Annotated in this window: 19 protein-coding genes; 13 read left to right on the forward strand and 6 right to left on the reverse strand. The window is 62.3% G+C overall.

Annotated elements, in window-relative coordinates; translation table 11 throughout:
- Positions 1 to 77 precede the first annotated feature (77 nt).
- Both AC3YOG_RS11960 and AC3YOG_RS11965 read left to right on the forward strand, forming a co-directional pair.
- Positions 78 to 1,220, forward strand: a complete 1,143-nt coding sequence (locus AC3YOG_RS11960; RefSeq protein ID WP_489935227.1) for an MFS transporter — start codon at positions 78 to 80, stop codon at positions 1,218 to 1,220.
- A gap of 96 nt (positions 1,221 to 1,316) precedes the next feature.
- Positions 1,317 to 1,823 (forward strand): GNAT family N-acetyltransferase, encoded by a 507-nt coding sequence (locus tag AC3YOG_RS11965; RefSeq protein ID WP_489935278.1) that lies wholly within the window; start codon positions 1,317 to 1,319, stop codon positions 1,821 to 1,823.
- A gap of 9 nt (positions 1,824 to 1,832) precedes the next feature.
- Here AC3YOG_RS11965 and AC3YOG_RS11970 read toward each other — a convergent pair whose 3' ends face one another.
- From AC3YOG_RS11970 to AC3YOG_RS11980, 3 genes are read right to left on the reverse strand one after another with little or no spacing between them, the layout of a single operon-like run.
- Positions 1,833 to 2,021, reverse strand: a complete 189-nt coding sequence (locus tag AC3YOG_RS11970; protein WP_489935228.1) for a hypothetical protein — start codon at positions 2,019 to 2,021, stop codon at positions 1,833 to 1,835.
- A gap of 39 nt (positions 2,022 to 2,060) precedes the next feature.
- Positions 2,061 to 2,870: a polysaccharide deacetylase family protein gene (locus AC3YOG_RS11975; RefSeq protein WP_489935229.1), complete on the reverse strand. Its 810-nt coding sequence runs from the start codon at positions 2,868 to 2,870 to the stop codon at positions 2,061 to 2,063.
- 44 nt (positions 2,871 to 2,914) lie between these two features.
- Entirely contained in the window at positions 2,915 to 3,862 is a 948-nt protein-coding gene (locus AC3YOG_RS11980; protein WP_489935230.1) for an AraC family transcriptional regulator, read from the reverse strand.
- 97 nt (positions 3,863 to 3,959) lie between these two features.
- On the opposite strand from AC3YOG_RS11980, the gene AC3YOG_RS11985 reads away from it, so the two are divergent.
- Entirely contained in the window at positions 3,960 to 4,718 is a 759-nt protein-coding gene (locus tag AC3YOG_RS11985) for an SDR family NAD(P)-dependent oxidoreductase (RefSeq protein ID WP_489935231.1), read from the forward strand.
- 47 nt (positions 4,719 to 4,765) lie between these two features.
- On the opposite strand, the gene AC3YOG_RS11990 is transcribed toward AC3YOG_RS11985, so the two are convergent.
- A complete protein-coding gene (locus AC3YOG_RS11990; RefSeq protein ID WP_489935232.1) occupies positions 4,766 to 5,875 on the reverse strand; it encodes an aldo/keto reductase in 1,110 nt (369 codons plus the stop codon).
- Between the two features lie 104 nt (positions 5,876 to 5,979).
- On the opposite strand from AC3YOG_RS11990, the gene AC3YOG_RS11995 reads away from it, so the two are divergent.
- Entirely contained in the window at positions 5,980 to 6,870 is an 891-nt protein-coding gene (locus AC3YOG_RS11995; RefSeq protein WP_489935233.1) for a LysR family transcriptional regulator, read from the forward strand.
- Between the two features lie 65 nt (positions 6,871 to 6,935).
- On the opposite strand, the gene AC3YOG_RS12000 is transcribed toward AC3YOG_RS11995, so the two are convergent.
- Together AC3YOG_RS12000 and AC3YOG_RS12005 are read right to left on the reverse strand one after the other, a co-directional pair.
- Positions 6,936 to 8,522 (reverse strand): ABC transporter substrate-binding protein, encoded by a 1,587-nt coding sequence (locus AC3YOG_RS12000; protein ID WP_489935234.1) that lies wholly within the window; start codon positions 8,520 to 8,522, stop codon positions 6,936 to 6,938.
- The gene (locus AC3YOG_RS12005) at positions 8,519 to 9,187 is read right to left on the reverse strand and encodes a helix-turn-helix domain-containing protein (RefSeq protein ID WP_489935235.1); all 669 of its coding nucleotides are present in this window, start codon (positions 9,185 to 9,187) and stop codon (positions 8,519 to 8,521) included. Before AC3YOG_RS12005 ends, AC3YOG_RS12000 begins: the two co-directional genes overlap by 4 nt.
- 178 nt (positions 9,188 to 9,365) lie before the next feature.
- Here AC3YOG_RS12005 and AC3YOG_RS12010 point away from each other — a divergent pair, with 178 nt between their 5' ends.
- The 9 genes from AC3YOG_RS12010 to AC3YOG_RS12050 all read left to right on the forward strand — a co-directional run bounded on the left by AC3YOG_RS12010 (position 9,366) and on the right by AC3YOG_RS12050 (position 17,810).
- Complete coding sequence (locus AC3YOG_RS12010; RefSeq protein ID WP_489935279.1) at positions 9,366 to 10,394, forward strand: ABC transporter permease; 1,029 nt, start codon at positions 9,366 to 9,368, stop codon at positions 10,392 to 10,394.
- Between the two features lie 178 nt (positions 10,395 to 10,572).
- On the forward strand, positions 10,573 to 11,475 hold the full coding sequence (locus AC3YOG_RS12015; RefSeq protein ID WP_489935236.1) for an ABC transporter permease: 903 nt from the start codon (positions 10,573 to 10,575) through the stop codon (positions 11,473 to 11,475).
- A gap of 166 nt (positions 11,476 to 11,641) precedes the next feature.
- Positions 11,642 to 12,475 (forward strand): ABC transporter ATP-binding protein, encoded by an 834-nt coding sequence (locus AC3YOG_RS12020; RefSeq protein WP_489935237.1) that lies wholly within the window; start codon positions 11,642 to 11,644, stop codon positions 12,473 to 12,475.
- The gene (locus AC3YOG_RS12025; RefSeq protein ID WP_489935238.1) at positions 12,472 to 13,203 is read left to right on the forward strand and encodes an ABC transporter ATP-binding protein; all 732 of its coding nucleotides are present in this window, start codon (positions 12,472 to 12,474) and stop codon (positions 13,201 to 13,203) included. Before AC3YOG_RS12020 ends, AC3YOG_RS12025 begins: the two co-directional genes overlap by 4 nt.
- Positions 13,204 to 13,239: 36 nt before the next feature.
- Positions 13,240 to 13,731: a GAF domain-containing protein gene (locus tag AC3YOG_RS12030; RefSeq protein WP_489935239.1), complete on the forward strand. Its 492-nt coding sequence runs from the start codon at positions 13,240 to 13,242 to the stop codon at positions 13,729 to 13,731.
- Positions 13,732 to 14,088: 357 nt separating this feature from the next.
- The gene (locus AC3YOG_RS12035; protein ID WP_489890215.1) at positions 14,089 to 14,781 is read left to right on the forward strand and encodes a GntR family transcriptional regulator; all 693 of its coding nucleotides are present in this window, start codon (positions 14,089 to 14,091) and stop codon (positions 14,779 to 14,781) included.
- Between the two features lie 52 nt (positions 14,782 to 14,833).
- Positions 14,834 to 15,781, forward strand: coding sequence for a Bug family tripartite tricarboxylate transporter substrate binding protein (locus AC3YOG_RS12040; RefSeq protein ID WP_489935240.1), 948 nt, complete (start codon positions 14,834 to 14,836; stop codon positions 15,779 to 15,781).
- A 2-nt stretch (positions 15,782 to 15,783) separates the two neighbouring features.
- On the forward strand, positions 15,784 to 16,314 hold the full coding sequence (locus tag AC3YOG_RS12045) for a tripartite tricarboxylate transporter TctB family protein (protein WP_489935241.1): 531 nt from the start codon (positions 15,784 to 15,786) through the stop codon (positions 16,312 to 16,314).
- The gene (locus AC3YOG_RS12050) at positions 16,311 to 17,810 is read left to right on the forward strand and encodes a tripartite tricarboxylate transporter permease (RefSeq protein ID WP_489935242.1); all 1,500 of its coding nucleotides are present in this window, start codon (positions 16,311 to 16,313) and stop codon (positions 17,808 to 17,810) included. The genes AC3YOG_RS12045 and AC3YOG_RS12050 overlap by 4 nt, the downstream gene beginning before the upstream one ends.
- Positions 17,811 to 17,823: the final 13 nt, after the last annotated feature.

Below are 17,823 nucleotides of genomic sequence, written 5' to 3' on the forward strand. Positions count from 1 at the left end.
CGCGCTTCGTTGGGGGACAACAAGGTGTTGCCTCTCGCAAGCGCGTTGACGTGGCAGCGGGGTGGGCAGTTTCGGGCATGGCGTTCTACGCGTATTATTTTGCGCTTTACGCGCAGGTGGCGATCGGCATCACCTTCATGCCGCTTTGGCTGAAATCAGGCGGCCTTTCGGTACAAGAGATCGGGGTCTGCCTCGCGCTTGCCTCGGCGCTGGCGGTCGTGGTCAATCCCGTGGTTGGCGGTGTGGCCGATCGCACCCGGAGCAACAAGGCGATCCTGTTCGGCCTCGTCGTGCTCGCCACGCTTGCTTCCGCCGCTTTGCTGGCCGCCGATGGCCCTCTCATCGTGGCCGGCGTTTACCTCATCCTCCGGTTCGTCAGCGCGCCACTCATTCCCCTCAGCGAGTCGATCCTCATCGCCAACCTTGCCACATACCGGCTGGAATTTGGCCGGGTGCGAGCCTGGGGCTCGGCGTCGGTCGTGGTCACGACCCTGCTTTGCGGCTATCTGGTCGACTGGTCGGGCCCCACCGTCATTGTCCTCGTGCTCATCCTGGTTCTTGCACTGCAGGCCGGGCTTTCAAGCGCCCTCCCCGGCCGCGGGGATGGTGCAGCGATCGGACCGATCTCGACTGTGGCGATTGCCAAGGCCTTGCGCAACCGCAGCTTCCTGCTGCTTATCGGCAGTGCCGCCATTTCCCAGGCCTGCCACGGCCTGTTTTATGCTTACAGCACGTTTCGCTGGCTGGGCGCTGGGTATTCGACCTTCGAAATCGGCATGTTCTGGACCATCGGCGTCGCCGCCGAAATAATTGCCTTCGCGTTTGCCAGCCGCATCACGACGCGGCTGACGCCCGGCATGATCATCAGCATCGGGTGTCTTGCCGGCGTGTTGCGCTGGGGTACCTTCGGCTACTCGACCGGCATCTTGCCCACCCTGTTGATGCAGTTACTGCAAGGCGCGACCCTGGGGCTTACCCAAGTTGGCGTCGCCGCCTATATGCGCCGACATGTTGCCCCGCACTTTCTTGCCAGCGCTACCGGCTCCTATGCGGCAGCAGGGGGGCTCCTCGGCAGCGTCTTTATCCTTGTGGGCGGGCAGCTCTACGCCTCCGGCAGCGGCGGCGTTTTCCTGTTTGCCAGCGCTCTTTGCGCCTTCGGGCTGATGGCTGCCCTGTGCATGATCCGGCTGGAAAAACGAAATGCAGTCGTGCCGGCTTAGCGTAGCAAGGCTGGGGGATAAGCCTTGGGTACGCTTGCTTGCGTTCTACCCCAGCTGAACGGAAATTAAGAACAACAAGAGCAACTGATGGGCAGCATGAAGGTCGAGATCAGGCCTATCTCAATGAGTGATTTCGATGGCTTCTACGCTGCTCTTGACAGCGTGGCCCGGGAGCGTCGCTTTTTGTCCTCGCATCAGGCACCGCCGATCGAGAGCACAGCGAGCTTTGTTGCCGGCAACATCAAAAACGGCAATCCACAGTTCGTCGCCTTGGCGAGTTCTCAAATCATTGGCTGGTGTGACATTTGCCGGCAGAGCAAACCCGTATTTGAGCATTCCGGCGTGCTGGGGATGGGCCTCGTAACGCAGTTCCGCGGCCAGGGCATTGGGTCCCGGCTGCTCGCTGCCACGCTCGAAACCGCGCGATCAAGGCGCTTTCGCCGGGTGGAACTCGAGGTGTTCGCCAACAACAGCGGGGCCATCGCCCTTTATCGAAAGCACGGCTTTGCCCTGGAGGGCACGCGGCGGTTGGGGGCCATGATCGACAACCAGGAGATCGACATCCACATCATGGCCGTGATCCACCCCGCTGCAGCGTCGTGAATCGTAGGACTAGGGCGCTAAGTCTTCGAAGAGACGCGAAATGGTGCTCCGCCCGAGAGCGCTCATCGTGGGATTGGACTGCCGATAATACCATACGAGGCCCATGGCCTGCTGGAACGCCCAAGCGGCGCCACGCTGCCACTCCAGCTCGCTGGCCTCGATGGCGTCGCGAAACACCGCCCGGCTTTCCCGGTCCATGCGCCGACCAGACGCCCATCAATCGGCTGCAGAGCTTTGTTATCTCCCTGCCAGCAATTGGGAAACCGTAACGAATTTGAAACCACGGGCCTTGAGGCCATCGATGATAGCAGGCAATGCTAGTCTACTTGCTGCTCGGCTCTCATACATGACGTGCATGATAATGATGGAGCCGTTTGTCGCATTGGCAATCGCATGGTCGGCTAGGCTCCGGGGACTGGCCGCATCAACCGCATCAGCTTCAGGTTCTACGTCCCACATAATCGTGGTGCGACCGTGTTGGGCCAGGTACCAAGGCAGGGCGACGAGTTTCTTGCCATAGGGCGGGCGGAAGTGCAGCGGGCCCGCATAGCCGGTCTTTCGGATGGCGACATCGGTGCTTTCGATTTCCTCGGCAATACTTGCGGGCGACATGAAGACCATGCGCTTGTGCGACCAGGAATGATTGCCGATCTCGTGACCGGCCGCGGCTATGGCTTGAACCTGCTGCGGATGCTCAGCGCTTTCCCGGCCAGTGAGAAAGAAGGTCGCCTTGACGTCGCGTTCGTTGAGAATGTCGAGCACGGTCTGCGTATAGGCCGGCGTCGGGCCGTCATCCAAAGTGAGCGCCACGACGGGCGCATCAGTGTCGACGCGGGCGACGATATCGCCAAAAAGCTGGAAACCTCTGGCATTGCTTAACTCCAGCACGCCCCAGAAGCCCGCGACCAACACCGCCATGGTAGCAAGAAGGATTATCCAGCGGCGCATGAGTGTTCTTTCCGCTTGAGTTCTCAGCATCGATCTTGCGAAATTCAGTCGATGGCTGCTGGTGACATCATCATACTTCGGCACGAAGGGCACTTCCACAACGCCGCCTTTGAGCGCGGACTAGGTTTCCCTGAGCTTCTCCGTCAGGCGATAGCGCCTTCGAATTCTTCTGCCGCCATGCCGGATGACGCAGCAGCGACCTCGCGCGCATAACGCACCGGCGATACGCCGACTTCGCGCATAAAGGCCACGCTGAAGGCGCTGGCCGAGCGATATCCAACCTGGCGGGCAATCTCGCTTACGCTCGCTTCCCGCTTGCGCAGCAGGTCCTTGGCCAGAGCCAGTCGCCAGGACTTGAGATATTCCATCGGCGCCATGCCCACAGCGCCTTGAAACCGATCATGGAAACCTGACCGGGACAAAGCGGCTTCTCGCGCCAGCTCGGCCACGGTCCAGCCGCGCTCCGGTCTTGCATGCATGCCCCTGAGCGCCACCGCGAGCCGCTCGTCCGCCAAGCCGCGCAGCAATCCCGGTGAATCTCCCAGATCGGCAGTGGAGCGGAGCGCTTCGATCAGCAGCACTTCGAGCAGATGCTGCAACACCACTTCTCGTCCCGGCTTGGTGCCCACAGCCTCATCGCCGAGCAACTGCATCAGCATCGCCAACCGATATTCGCTGCGCACCACAACCACTTCGGGCAGCAGCGAGGACAGCAAGCTCGCATCGTCCGACTTGAATATGCAGTAGCCCACCAGTGCCCGCATATCGGTCGGGCCATCAATGCTGCCGAGGCGGTAGCCACCGCCGGGCAGGATAACGGGATCGATCACCAGATTTTTGTCGCTGCTTGGCGCTTCGCTCCACATGCTGAAGTCGTGCGCAAAGGGGATCAGGATGAAGTCCCCCGCATTAACGAGGATCTCCCCGCTTTGGTGATCCCGGTAGCGCAGGCTCCCCTTAAGGACCGCGACATAATAGGGATTGGGCGATTGGGTCCGTCTCACCCGCCATGGTCCTGATCCGGTGACGCATTTGGAAAAGGGCGCGCCCGGCTGCAGCAAGCCGACGATCTGCGCGAGGGGATCAGCCATTCTGGACTCAATCGAAATAATCTTGGACGTTTGAAGATAGAACGTCCACCAGCCGATGACCACCTCCTGTTCGGCCAATCAAGAACAGGATCAAGCCATGACCGAAAATACCCGCATCGCACTCGTTACCGGCGCCAATCAGGGCATCGGCCTCCAGATCGCAACCGATCTCGCCGCCAATGGCGTGACGGTGCTGCTCGCCTCGCGCAATCTCGAACGGGGCAAGGCAGCCGCGCAAACTATTGCCGGCGATGTGCATCCTATCCAGCTCGACGTCACCGACGAGGCTTCGATCCGCGCCGCCGCGGCGCAAGTCGAACAGCAGTTCGGCCGCCTCGATGTTCTCGTCAACAATGCCGCGATTTCCCGGGCCAACGGCCAGGAAACCGAGACCATGCAGGACTATATCAAGCGCTCACGGGCAACGCTCATTTCGGTCGATGAAGTGCGCTCCATCTGGGAAACCAATGTTTTCGGCGTGCTTGCCGTCACCCAGGCATTTGTGCCCCTGCTGCGCAAATCGAAAAATGCCAGCATCGTCAATGTGTCGAGCAGCCTTGGCTCGCTCACCATCAACTCCAAACCCGCTCCCTATAGGGCAACGTTCAACCCCGGCTATGGCGCGTCCAAGACCGCGCTCAATGCCATCACACTAGCCTTTGCCATCGATCTTGAAGCGGAAGGGATCAAGGTCAATGCGGTGACCCCCGGCTATACCAGCACTGCGCTTAACAACTACGAAGGCAACGAAACCGTCGAGCAGGGTGCGGCCGAAGCCGTACGCGTCGCTCTCCTCGGCAGCGACGGCCCAACCGGCACCTTCACCGGATCGGTCAACGAGACCTTTCCCTGGTAAATCGAACCGAGATACGCCGAGGGGAGCCATGGCTCCCCTCGTGCTGTTCAGTGTGCCGAAGCGCTCCAGGGCGCAACCTCATTGCCGCCAAAGAACGCGCCGCGCGGCAACTGGAAGATGAAGTACGGGCTTGGGAGCGGCAGGGCGGTAGCCGCTTCAAGGCGCTGCAACTGATCGGCGGACAGCCTCACCTCAAGCGAGGCGATGTTCTGCACCAGCTGATCGGGGCGGCTGGCGCCAATCAGCACGGAGGAAACGCCCGGCCGCGCGGCCACCCAGGCCAGGCTGACCTGGGCCATGGACTTGCCCGCTTCCTGGGCAATTTCGCGCAGGGCGTCAACCACGCCGAAGTTGCGCTCCGTGAACAGCATGCCGCCAAAAGGATTGTCACCGTTAAGCCGACCATCGCTGCCCTGCTCGCCGCCATCGCCGGCGCTGTCGGGCATAGCGGGCGCCTGCTCGGCACGCGAAAGCATGTCGCGACCATATTTGCCGGTTAGCAACCCGCCGCCGAGAGGGCTCCAGGGTACGAGGCCCAACCCGAATTCCGCTCCGGCCGGGGCAAGTTCAAGTTCGACGCCACGATCGATCAGCGAATAGGAATATTGCAGCCCAATCGGCTGGGGCAGCCCATGCGCGGCAGCCAGGGTGGCGATTTTGGCGACATACCAGCCTGGCGTATTGGAGAAGCCATAGTGCAGGATTTTGCCCGCGCGAACGGCGTCGCTCAAGGTGCCCAGAACCTCTTCTGCCGGCGTGGTGCGGTCCCAGACATGCATCCAGTACATGTCGATAACATCTGTTTGCAGGCGCTTGAGCGATCCCTCGATGCCGGCCCGGATGTTCTTCTTGCCATTGCCACCGGCAAGCGCAGTGCCCTGCTGGCGCGAAAAGCCGAACTTGGTGGCGACAACAAGTTTGTCGCGTAAGCCGCTCTGGGCAATGAAACGGCCGAGCATTTCTTCGCTCTGCCCGCCTGAATAGATGTCAGCTGTGTCAACGAAGTTGCCGCCCGCGGCGACATAGGTGTCAAAGATGGCGCGGGAGCTTGTTTCGTCGGTGCCCCAGCGTCCGGTGCCGAAGGTCATGGTACCGAGCGCGAGTGGGCTGACGACAAGGCCGGATGCACCAAGGGTGCGGTATTGAGTGAGACTCATGAGGCTTATCCTTCAAGGCTTGAGGCTGCACCTGACAAGTAGAGCCAAGAGTGGCACCCGATTAGCCCTTGCCCGTGGGATGAGCTTGTGAGCACCCTGCAACAATGGAACGAACGCCGCTCAACGATCTTGCCATGTTTGCTGCCATTGCCCGCGAGGGCAGCTTCACCCGTGCTGCATCTGTGCTGGGCCTCTCGACCTCGGCTTTGAGCCACGCCATGCGCGGGCTCGAAGCCCGGCTTGGCGTCCGGCTCCTGTCGCGCACCACGCGCAGCGTGTCGCCCACTCCCGCAGGCGAGCAGCTCTTAGCGTCCCTTGGCCCTGCCCTTTCGGCCATCGAGAATGGCTTGGCCGGGCTTAGCGAATGGCGCGATCATCCATCGGGGCTGGTGCGGATCACCACTTTCGCCTGGGTGGCACAGACGGTGCTTGAGCCCAAGCTCCCCGCTTTCCTGCTGGCCAATCCCGATATACGGGTTGAGGTCAATATCGAGAACTCGCTGGTCGATATCGTGGCGGGCGGGTTCGATGCCGGCATTCGCTTTGGCGAAACGGTTGAAAAGGACATGGTCGCGGTGCGGGTGGGGCCGGACTTGCGCACCATTGTTGTGGCTACACCAGACTATTTCAGCCGCAATCCACCGCCTGTTTCCCCTTATGATCTCGAGCGTCACGCCTGCATCAATTACCGCCTGAGCACGTCTGGCGGGCTGCTGCCCTGGGAGTTTCGGCATGAGGGTAAAGACATCAAGATCAAGCCCTCCGGGCCCCTGATCGTCAATGAAGGCGCCCTGGTGGCGGCAGCTGTCCGGGCCGGCGCGGGGCTAGGCTATATGATGGAGCAGGATGTTGCCGAAGACCTGGCTTCCGGCCGTCTGGTGCAGGTGCTGGACGAGTGGTGCCCGACCTTTCCGGGCTGCTACCTCTATCACTCCAGCCGGCGGCAAAGCCCTCCGGCCTTGCGGGCGCTGATCGAAGCACTCCGCGTGCGCTAAGAGCCGGTAAGCCGATGGGGCGAGGAGCGACGGCCCCGGAAGGGCCGTCGCAGGCATGAGCGGTGTTAGTTCTTGGTCACGAGGCGGTAGTACACAAAATCGGAGTTCGAGCCGTTCACATAGCCCTCGACATTGTTGGCCATGGCGATCTGCAGCGCCGCCTGGAACATGATGACGATGGGGCTTTCGGCCTGCACCTGCTTTTGCAGCTCCGTGTACATCTCGTTGCGCTTGGCCTGGTCGGGCTCGGCCAGCGCCGCGTTGACCGCTTCATTCATCGCGGCCGGCACTTCCCAGGCGTTCCGCCAGGTGGTGGTGGCGGTGTAGTTGTCGTCCGCATTGTTGGAGTTATAGGCGAACGCCTTGGCATTGGAGTGCGGATCCATGAAGTCCGGGCCCCAATAAAGCAGCATGGCCTGGTGCGTGCGCTCGCGATATTTGGTGATCACCTGCGCGCCGGTACCCGGCAGGATTTCGAAATTGATCCCCGCTTCCGAGAACCCGGCCTGCAGCGACTGGGCGATATCGGTGAACGGGGCCGAATTGATCACATCGAGCGTCACATTGATCGGCGTCTCGATCCCGGCTTCCTCAAGAATCGCCTTGGCCTTCTCCACGTCATAGGTGAAGGGCGTCTCGTCATAGGAGCCGGGGAAACCCTTGGGCCAGAAGGCCTGGTGCTTTTCCATCTGCCCCTTGAGGAAGCTCTGCGTCATCCCGTCATAGTCAACCAGGTACCGCGCCGCTTCCCAGATCGCGGGATAGGTGAGCTCATCGGTCTTCTGGTTGAACGACAGGAAATGCACCGCCGCCTGCGGATAGGCCTCAACCTTGACGTTTTCGCCCAAGCCCCCGATCTGGTCGGGCGTCAAATTCTTGGCAATATCAACATCGCCCGAGGTCAGCAGCAGCTGCTGGGTTGCGGCTTCCGCCACATGCCGGATCAGCACCTGGCTCATCGCCGGCGCGCCGTTCCAGTAGTTTTCGTTAGCCGTGAGGCGCACCAGTTCCGCCGGGCGATAGTCGGTCAAAACGAACGGGCCCGAGCCGGCCGAATGGGTGTTGAGCCAGGCATTGCCCCAGTCCCCATCCGCCTCGTTTTCCATCACCAGCACTTCATCAACGATCGCGCCCGGCCGCGCCGCCAGCACGTTGAGCACGAAGGCCGAGGCGAAATCGCCCGTCCACTTGACGGTGACGGTGTTGCCCTCGACCGTGACCATCTCGTCGATGTTTTCCGGCGTCCAGCCCAGCTGCGTCAGGATAAAGGCGGGGGTGAGGTCGAGCGTCACGACGCGCTTGAACGAGAACTTGACGTCCTCGGGCCGCACCGGATTGCCCGACGCAAAAGTCGCGCCCTCGCGCATGGTGAAGGTCAGCGACTTCGCCGCTTCATCGGCCACCCATTCGCTCGCAAGCCCCGGCGCCAGCACCGTCGTGTCGGCCGCATCATACTGCACGAGCTTGTCGTAGAGATTGGCGTTGATCTCGCCGGCCGAGAATTCATAGGCCTGCGCGGGGTCGAGCGCGACGATATCGTCGATATTCTGGGCGATCACCAGCGCATTGGCCGGGGTGGCCGCAGTGGCGGCGCCGGCCGCGAGCGGCAAGGCCAGCGCGGATGCCAAAAGGGCAGCGCGGAAGAGCTTCATGGGCGTTTCTCCTTGGGGATGGGTTTTTTGCGGACCGGCTTGTTGGCGCCGGCTTTGGCTTTGGTGATGGCCGGCCGCGGCCGGGCCGTGGACCGGAACAGCGCCAGCGTCCCCGTCCATAAGAGGCGCGCTGGTAGCGCAGTATGATTGCTCCAGGAATGGGGGCGATTGCCGCGGAAATGCAGGCTATCGCCCGCTTCCATCACCATTTCCTCGCCATCGAGCCGCTGGGTGATGGAGCCTTCGAGCACATAAAGGATCTCCTCGCCCTCATGCGCCACCGTTTCGGAGCGATAACCGGGCGGCACGATCATCAAAAAGCTCGACAGCTGATTGCCCGCAAAATCGGCGCCCAGGCGCTCGTAAAGGATCGAGGAGCCATCGAGCGAGAACCGGTTGCGCTCGCCCGCGCGCGTCAGCGCATTCTGCGCGGCGGGCGCTGCGACGAAATAATCCATGGAAACCCCGAGCGCCCGGGCGATCTGCGCGAGGGTCCCCAGCGATGGCGTGGCATGATCGCGCTCGACCTGGCTGAGATAACCCACTGAAAGCTGGGCCGCTTCCCCCAGCGCCACCAGGGTCAGCTGCTGTTGCCGGCGCCGCGCACGGATCAACGCACCCACTTTGGGGTGCCCCGTTTCCCGTGTTGCCAGCGCCTCGGCCAAACCCGTCTCCACCAAAGTTTTTTTGATATAAGCAAACAATTCTATATGGTGGAAGCGAAATATGCAGCTTCTGCAACACGGCGGTGAATGGCTTCATCGGCGCTATTGGTTTGTTCTGAAACAGGAAATCTGCGTGGCGCTCGATCAGCAATTGGCCTCTCCCGCCCTCGCTCCAGGCATGCGCAACAAGCGCCTCGGCCGCAACCTGCTGACCATTGGCGGCTTCCTGCTGGCGCTTTTCCTCACCTTTCTGGGCCTCCTGGCCATCACCTTCTTTATCGGCCGGGTGATCCCGATCGATCCGGTGCTTTCGGTGGTGGGCGATCGCGCGACCCAGGCCCAATATGACGCCGCTCGCGCCGCCATGGGGCTCGATCAGCCCCTCTGGCAGCAGTTCATCGCCTATGTCGGCAATGTGCTGCAGGGCGATCTCGGGCGCTCCATTTCCACCGGCCGGCCCGTGGCCGAAGATCTCAGCCGCTTTTTCCCGGCGACCTTCGAAATGGCGACCTTGGGCATCCTGATCGGTGTCGCGCTGGGCGTGCCGCTCGGCGTCATTGCCGCCGCCCGCCAGGGCAGCTGGCTCGATCAGGCCATCCGCGTCCTGGGGCTCTTGGGCTATTCCGTGCCCGCCTTTTGGCTGGGGCTTGTGGGCCTCGCCCTCTTTTACGCCCGGCTGCGCTGGGTGGGCGGCCCCGGCCGGCTCGACATTTTCTATGATGGGCTCGTGCAGCCCGTCACCGGCATGATCCTGATCGATAGCCTCTTGCGCGGGGAAACCGAGATCTTCTGGAACGCGGTGAGCCACATCATCCTGCCCGCCTCGGTGCTCGGCTTTTTCAGCCTCGCCTATATCGCGCGCATGACGCGCTCCTTCATGCTCGATCAGCTGAGCCAGGAATTCGTCACCACCGCCCGCGTCAAGGGCGTGCCCGAGCGCGTCGTCGTCTGGCGCCACGCCTTCAAGCCCATCCGCGTGCCGCTGATCACCGTCATCGGCCTCTCCTATGCCGGCCTCCTCGAAGGCTCGGTGATGATCGAAACCGTCTTCTCCTGGCCGGGCCTCGGCAATTATCTCACCACCGCCCTCCTCAACGCCGACATGAACGCCGTCCTCGGCGCCACCCTCGTGATCGGCGCCGTTTTCATCGTCATCAACAAGGTCTCCGACGTCCTCTACCGCGTGCTCGACCCGAGGGCCCGTTGATGATGGCATACTCCCCAATGCATCTCATAATGCTGAACCCCCACCCCAACCCCTCCCCTCAAGGGGGAGGGGCTTCGGCCCAGTGGTTTATCACGACAATGTCCAAAAACGCCGCTGCGGCCCCCTCCCCCTTGAGGGGAGGGCTGGGGTGGGGGTTCGGGCCTTTGGAGCAAGCACGATGACCACCCGCGCCTGGCTCCTTGCCGATAGCCCCACCTCACGCCTGCAGGCCAATGCGGGCCGCGCCTATCGCGTGCTGACCGCGCTGCTGCGCAATCCCCTGTCCGCCCTGGGCGGGATCATCATCCTGACCCTGATCCTCACCGCCATCTTCGCGCCCTGGATCGCCCCTTATTCCCCCACCGGGCAGAACCTCTCGGCCCGCCTGCTCCCCCCCTCCGCGCAATACTGGATGGGCACCGATGAGCTAGGTCGCGATATCTTTTCGCGCGTGGTCTGGGGCTCGCAGATCACCCTTACCATTGTCGGGCTCGTCGCGCTGATCTCGGCGCCGCTGGGCCTGCTTGTGGGCGCCATTGCCGGCTATTTCGGTGGCTGGGTCGACCGCATCCTCATGGGCTTCACCGATATCTTCCTGTCGCTGCCCAAGCTGATCCTGGCGCTGGCTTTCGTCGCGGCGCTTGGCCCCGGCATTAACAATGCCATCATCGCCATCGCCATCACCTCCTGGCCCGCCTATGCCCGCATCGCACGCGCCGAAACCCTGACGGTCCGGAATGCCGAATATATCTCGGCCGTGCAGCTGGCCGGTGGCGGGCCGATCCGCATCATCGTCCAGCACATCCTGCCGCTCTGCACCTCCTCCATGATCATCCGCGTCACTCTCGACATGGCCGGCGTGATCCTCACCGCGGCCGGTCTTGGCTTTATCGGCCTCGGCGCCCAGCCGCCTTTGCCCGAGTGGGGCGCCATGATCTCGCGCGGCCGCACCTTCATCCTTGATCAATGGTGGGTCGCCACCATGCCCGGCTTTGCCATCATCATCGTCTCCCTCGGCTTCTGCTTCCTCGGCGACGGCCTGCGCGACGTTCTCGACCCCAAAAGCGAGGGCAAGAACTGATGACCAGGCTCAACAGAACCCCCTCCCTTCCCCTCCCCACAAGGGGGAGGTTGGTTGCGACTTCACTGGCACATCCCCTCCTCCGCACGATCCTCACCTCCCCCCTTGTGGGGGAGGCCAGGAGGGGGGTGTCCCTCCACACGCTCCGCGGTTTCGGAGGCACACAATGACCCCCCTGCTCGAAGTCGAAAACCTGCGCGTGTCCTTCCCCACCAATTCGGGCCGCGTGGAAGTCGTTAAAGGCCTCTCCTTTACCCTCGGGCGCGAGCGCCTTGGCATTGTGGGCGAAAGCGGCTCGGGCAAGTCCATGACCGGCCGCTCGATCCTCAAACTCATCCGCAAGCCCGGCGAAGTCACCGCCGACAAGCTGCGCTTTGCCGGCATCGACATCTTGGGGCAAAGCGAGCGGCAGATGCGCGACATTCGCGGCGCCCGCATCTCCATGGTGATGCAGGACCCCAAATTCTCGCTCAATCCGGTGATGACCATTGGCGATCAGATCGCTGAAGCCCTTGTCACCCACCAGAAGCGGCCGCGCAGCGCTGTGCAGGCCCGCATCATCGAGATGCTCCATGCCGTGCGCATCAACGAGCCCGAACGCGTGGTCAAGCTCTATCCCCACGAAGTGTCGGGCGGCATGGGCCAGCGCATCATGATCGCCATGATGCTGATCCCCGAACCCGAGCTGCTGATTGCCGACGAGCCCACTTCCGCGCTCGACGTATCTGTGCAGGCCCAGGTGCTCGACATCATCGATACCCTTGTGCGCGACAAGGGCATGGGCCTGATTCTGATCAGCCATGACCTCGCGCTCGTCAGCCGCTATTGCGACCGCATCCTCGTCATGAATGCCGGGCGCGTGGTCGAGGAATGCGCCGCGGGACAACTCGAAAACGCCACGCACCCCTATACCCGTGGCCTGCTAGCAGCCATGCCGACAATCGATGAGAACCGCGACGAACTCCCGGTCCTCGACCGCACGCAATGGGCCGGCACATGAACGCCATCGACCTGCAGAACCTCGACATCTCCTATGGCGACACCAAGGTCGTCCATGCCGTCAATCTGTCCATTGCCCAAGGCGAAAGCTTTGCCCTGGTGGGGGAATCTGGCTCGGGCAAGTCAACCATCCTGCGCGCCATCGCCGGGCTCGCCCCCGATTGGACCGGCGCCATCTCCGTCATGGGCAAGCCGCGCAGCCATGGCGTTGATCGCGCGGTGTCGAGCCAGGTGCAGATGGTGTTCCAGGACCCCTATGGCTCCCTTCATCCGCGCAAGACCATCGACGCCGCGCTGAGCGAACCCCTCGCCATCCACGGCCTCGGCAATCGCGGCGAGCGGGTGGAAGCGGTGCTACGCGATGTGGGGCTCGACCAGCGCTTCCGCTTCCGCTTTCCCCACCAGCTTTCGGGCGGCCAGCGCCAGCGCGTCGCCATTGCCCGCGCCCTGATGCTCAAGCCCAAGGTCATGCTGCTCGATGAGCCGACCTCGGCGCTCGACGTGTCGGTGCAGGCCGAGATCCTCAATCTTTTAAAACGCCTGCGCCGCGAACAGGGACTGACCTATCTCCTCGTCACCCACAACCTGCCCGTGGTGAGTTTCCTCTGCGACCGCCTCGCCGTCATGCAACGCGGCCGCATCGTGGAAATCGCTGACGTCGCCAATCTCAGGGCCCGCCACCTCAGCGAGCCCTATTCGCGCGAACTTTTGGCGGCAACCGAAGGCTAGCCGCCGCGCCTCTTCCAAGACCCCAAGGACTAAACCATGACTGACCACACCCAGGCCCTGCTCGCCTTTGACGCCGCCATTGCCAAGGCGACCACCGCCGAAGCGGCCTTCACCGCCCTGCAGGACCTCGCCCGCGCCACCGTGGGCGCCAAGCTCTTCACCATCATGCTGGTGGATATGGAAGCCGAGCTGTCGCGCCGCGCCTTTACCAGCGATCCCGTCAGCTACCCCACCTCGGCCACCAAGCCCCTCAACTACGGCCCCTGGTTCGACATCGTCCATGGCAAGCGCGAATACTTCGTCGCCAACACCATCGAGGACATCGCCAAGGTCCTTTTCGACCATGAACTCATCAACGCGCTGGGCTGCCAGTCGGTCGTCAACGTCCCCATCATCATCAAGGACGAACTGGTCGGCTGCATGAACCTGCTCGACGTCGCCGGCCACTACACCCCCGAGCGCCTGCAGACCATCCGCGAAGTGCTTTCGATCCCCGCCAAGCTGGCCGTGCTCGCGGCGCGCAGCTAAGACCCTCTGCTCGACCACGCTGCCCCTCCTCCTCAAGGGAGGACAGCGTGGTCGGACCGAACGAAGCCGGCATCGCCCCTCCGACTCAACGTCCTGGGGCTTGAGGTAAGCCCGGCCAATGCTGGACTGGGTGCCCTATCAAAGGTCCCCTGGCAGTTACTTCCAAACAAAAGGCTTGTTGCAGCCCCACCCCCAACTCCCCCTAAGCGGCCGCCCTTTGCCGCCCCAAATCATTCGGTTTGCTTTCACCGTCAACTGGTTGGGACGTCCTCAGCCGGAGCCCACAGGCATTAAAGTCTTTGACTTGTTTTCCGTTGACCGTTTACCGTTAACAGGCCTGAGGGGGAGATCGGGATAGTGGCCAATGCGCCAGCCTTCGTTATCAATCGTGATGCGCTTGGATCGCAGGTCGCTTCCGCGCTCCGCGAAGCCATTGCGGCTGGGCAATATGCCCGTGGCGAGCGGTTGATCGAGGCCGAGCTGGCCGAAGCTTACGGCGTTAGCCGGGGTCCCATTCGCGATGCCTTTCGTATTCTTCAACTCGAAGGCTTGGTTGAAAGCCAGCAGCGCGGTGTGACCGTGATCGGCATCGATCAGGATGCAATCAGCGAACTCTATTCCCTTCGAGGAGCCCTCGAAGGGCTTGCCGTGCGCCTGGCTGTTCGCCGTGGCCCGCAGGAGGGATTTAGCGAATTGCGCAGATATGTGGACGGCATGCAGGCCGCTGCGGACGTCAATGATGCGGCGGCCTTCGCGCAAGCCGATATTGCCTTTCACAACGCCATCTGCCTGCTATCGGGACACAAGCGCCTGACGGATGTCTGGCAGCAATACGAGGCAATCATGATGACGCTTCTGCGCCTCACGATATCCCTCGACCAAAATCTTCACGCCAGCACGGACAAGCATCGCAAGCTGCTCAATCTTATTGAAGCCGGTGATCCAGATCCGGCTGAAGCCGAACTCGCCATCCATCTCGACGGCTCACGCGAGCGGATGGTCAAGGTATGGGAGCGCGCCCTGCAAAGGCATCGGGGCACCCAAGCGTAAGCGAGAACCCGTCAGGGCAACAAATCCAAAAATTCTATCTAGGGAGAGAACCATGAATACCCGTCGTTTGATCATCAAGGCCCTTGCCGCCACCGCGCTGATGGGCGTCGCCTTTTCGGCTCCGGCCTGGGCGCAGGACAGCTTTCCGTCCAAAGACATCACGTTTGTCGTTCAGGCTGCCGCCGGCGGCGCCTCTGACCGGACCTCGCGCGCTATAGCCGCAGAGCTTGAGAAGGACCTCGGTGTTAGCGTGATCGTTGAAAATCGTCCGGGCGCGACCGGCACAGTGGCCTTCGCCCATGTGGCCGAGCAGCCGGCTGACGGATACACGATTGGCTTCGGTCCGGTGGAATTCGCCATTGCCGAGCACCTCGGCTATGACTTCGACCGCGCCGACTACACCTACCTGGCTCAGGTCATGAACAGCCCGGTAGTTCTCGCGGTGCCCGCTAACAGCCCTTACAACACGCTGAGCGAGTTCATCGAAGCGGCCAAGACCACGGAAATGTCGGTATCCAACTCCGGCGCCGCGTCCTCCTTCGCTGCGACGACCTTCACATTGGCCAAGCTGACCGAAGCCAAGCTGGTAGGCGTACCCTTTGACGGCGGCGCACCAGCCGTGGCCGCCGCTCTTGGCGGCCATGTCAACGCAGTAACCGCCGGTGCCGGCGAAACCGCAAGCGCCTTTGCCGATGGCTCGCTCAAGGTCCTGGCGATCTTTGCCGAGGAAGCTCATCCCGCCTTTCCAGGAGTGCCCACCGCCAAGGAGCAGGGTTACGACCTTACGTTCGGCGCTTGGGGCGGCGTATATGGACCGGCGGGAATTCCAGACGACGTGAAGGCAATCCTCGAGGAATCCATCAAGAAAGCGGCCTCCTCGCAGACTTTCCTCGATGCGATCACCCCTGCCGGCATCCTGCCTGTTTACAAGACTGGTGATGAGTGGAAGGGGTTCGTTGACGCTGAAGCTGCTCGCTATGCCGAAGTTCTGGCGCCCTGATCGTGGCCGAGCTTGAACAGCTCGCAACTTCGTCCGGCGGCACCCCGCCGCTGGACGAAACACTTGCCGAGCCAGATTACTCTGCCGCTCCTTCCCGGCGCCTTGAGATCGCCATCGCCGTGGCGGCGCTGATGTTGTCGCTGCTGGCGCTGTGGCTATCGCGCAATATCTATTTGCGGATGGGCAGCGGCGGGGTCGACCCCAAATGGTGGCCGACACTGTTGTCCGTCCTCGCCGCCGGTCTTGCAGTGATCCTGGTCGGCATGTCCTTGTTGGCTCCCCCGATGAGCCGGGGCGAGGTTGAAGCTACCGAAAAAGACGGCTGGATCCGGATGCTGGTCGCTCTGACCCTGAGCGCCATCTACGTCTTTGCCTGGTCAACCATCGGCTATGTCATTCCGACCCTCGTGTTCACCGCCGCCCTGCTGTTCCTGTTCGGGCTGCGCAGCTGGAAGGGGCTGGTGATCTTTTCCCTGGCAACGACCGGGTTCATTTACGGCCTGTTCCATTATCTGCTGAAAGTTCCCCTATGAGCGCCCTTCTTGACGGCGTGCTTGCAGTCTTTGAGCCAAGCGTCATGCTGTGCCTGAGCATCGGCGTGGTGGTTGGCATGCTGGTGGGTATGTTCCCCGGCATCACGGCCACGATGGCTGTGGCCTTGGCCAGCGGCTTCACCATGACGCTGGAGCCCGTGCAGGGGCTGGCCGTCCTGCTCACTATCTATGTGGCGGCCAATTTCGGGGATCGCATCCCCTCCATCCTCATCAACACGCCCGGCACGCCCGCCTCCATCGCGACCACCTTCGATGGCTATCCCATGGCCAAGAACGGTCGGGCCGGTTTGGCGCTGATCGTTTCAGCGCTGGTTTCCGCCGTCGGCATTGTGGCCAGCATGGTGCTCTTCGCCGGCGCTGCAGTGCCGCTGGCCCAGCTGGCACTCCGGTTCGGCCCGAGCGAGATGTTCGCCGTCGTGGTGCTGGCCATGACCATCATGATCTCGATTTCGTCCAAGTCGATCACCAAGGGCTTGCTCGCCGGCATTATCGGCCTGTTTATCGCCACGATTGGGCGCGATCCGATCACTGGCGACGCCCGCTTCACCTTCGGCATCCGCGAACTCAATGGTGGGCTCGATTTCATTGCCGTCATCATCGGCCTGTTCGGCATTGCTGAACTGCTCGATCAATTGCTCACCCACCGCAATCATGAAGTAAAGCCGATCTCGGCGCTGGGCCGGTGGTGGCCAACCAAAGACGAATACAAGCGCATCGCCAAGCCCACCGCTATATCGGGTCTGGTTGGACTTGTGGTCGGCATTATTCCCGGGGCCGGCGGTGATATTGCCGGCTTGCTCGGCTGGGATCGGGCCAAGGCTGCCTCCAGCACCAAGGCAACCTTCGGCAAGGGGAATATCGAGGGCGTGGCGGCTGCCGATACCGCCTCCAGCGCCACCTTGGGGGGCTCCCTCACCACCACCATGGCTCTCGGCATTCCAGGAGACTCGGTCATGGCGGTGATGATCGGCTCGATGATCGTCTGGGGCATCCAGCCGGGGCCTAGCCTTTTCGTCAATGAACCGGCCCTGGTCGCGACCATCACGGCCATCATGGTCCTCGCCACCTTCATCACGCTCGCCATCAATCTGGTGCGCATGCCCATGATGGTGAAACTGCTCGATATGCCCAAACCCTATATCTGGGCCACGGTCTTGGTCTTCTGCATCGTCGGCACCTACGCCACGACCAATAACCTGTTCACCGTCTGGGTGATGCTGTTCTTCGGTGTAGTCGGGCTGATCCTCAAGCGCTGTGGCATTCCCGCGGGCCCCATTGTGCTCGGCCTTATCCTCGGCCCCCTCGCAGAATCCAATCTACGTCGCTCGCTGCTGATCGACGGCCCGACAGGCCTCATCGACAAACCCATTTCGGCCACGCTGATCGGTCTCGCCATCATTGCCGTTATCGCCGCTCTCGGCTCCCCACTCCTGGCCCGCCGCAAGGCCAAGCGGGCCAAAACCAATCCGTCCTGATTTTACCTGAAAG

This window comes from Devosia sp. Z6_126 (genome assembly GCF_058133495.1).

Coding starts and splice junctions, on each gene's coding strand:
- AC3YOG_RS11960 (WP_489935227.1), top strand. CDS start 78: ATGGCGTTCTACGCGTATTATTTTGCGCTTTACGCGCAGGTGGCGATC.
- AC3YOG_RS11965 (WP_489935278.1), top strand. CDS start 1,317: ATGAAGGTCGAGATCAGGCCTATCTCAATGAGTGATTTCGATGGCTTC.
- AC3YOG_RS11970 (WP_489935228.1), bottom strand. CDS start 2,021: ATGGACCGGGAAAGCCGGGCGGTGTTTCGCGACGCCATCGAGGCCAGC.
- AC3YOG_RS11980 (WP_489935230.1), bottom strand. CDS start 3,862: ATGGCTGATCCCCTCGCGCAGATCGTCGGCTTGCTGCAGCCGGGCGCG.
- AC3YOG_RS11985 (WP_489935231.1), top strand. CDS start 3,960: ATGACCGAAAATACCCGCATCGCACTCGTTACCGGCGCCAATCAGGGC.
- AC3YOG_RS11990 (WP_489935232.1), bottom strand. CDS start 5,875: ATGAGTCTCACTCAATACCGCACCCTTGGTGCATCCGGCCTTGTCGTC.
- AC3YOG_RS11995 (WP_489935233.1), top strand. CDS start 5,980: ATGGAACGAACGCCGCTCAACGATCTTGCCATGTTTGCTGCCATTGCC.
- AC3YOG_RS12000 (WP_489935234.1), bottom strand. CDS start 8,522: ATGAAGCTCTTCCGCGCTGCCCTTTTGGCATCCGCGCTGGCCTTGCCG.
- AC3YOG_RS12010 (WP_489935279.1), top strand. CDS start 9,366: ATGCGCAACAAGCGCCTCGGCCGCAACCTGCTGACCATTGGCGGCTTC.
- AC3YOG_RS12015 (WP_489935236.1), top strand. CDS start 10,573: ATGACCACCCGCGCCTGGCTCCTTGCCGATAGCCCCACCTCACGCCTG.
- AC3YOG_RS12020 (WP_489935237.1), top strand. CDS start 11,642: ATGACCCCCCTGCTCGAAGTCGAAAACCTGCGCGTGTCCTTCCCCACC.
- AC3YOG_RS12025 (WP_489935238.1), top strand. CDS start 12,472: ATGAACGCCATCGACCTGCAGAACCTCGACATCTCCTATGGCGACACC.
- AC3YOG_RS12030 (WP_489935239.1), top strand. CDS start 13,240: ATGACTGACCACACCCAGGCCCTGCTCGCCTTTGACGCCGCCATTGCC.
- AC3YOG_RS12040 (WP_489935240.1), top strand. CDS start 14,834: ATGAATACCCGTCGTTTGATCATCAAGGCCCTTGCCGCCACCGCGCTG.
- AC3YOG_RS12050 (WP_489935242.1), top strand. CDS start 16,311: ATGAGCGCCCTTCTTGACGGCGTGCTTGCAGTCTTTGAGCCAAGCGTC.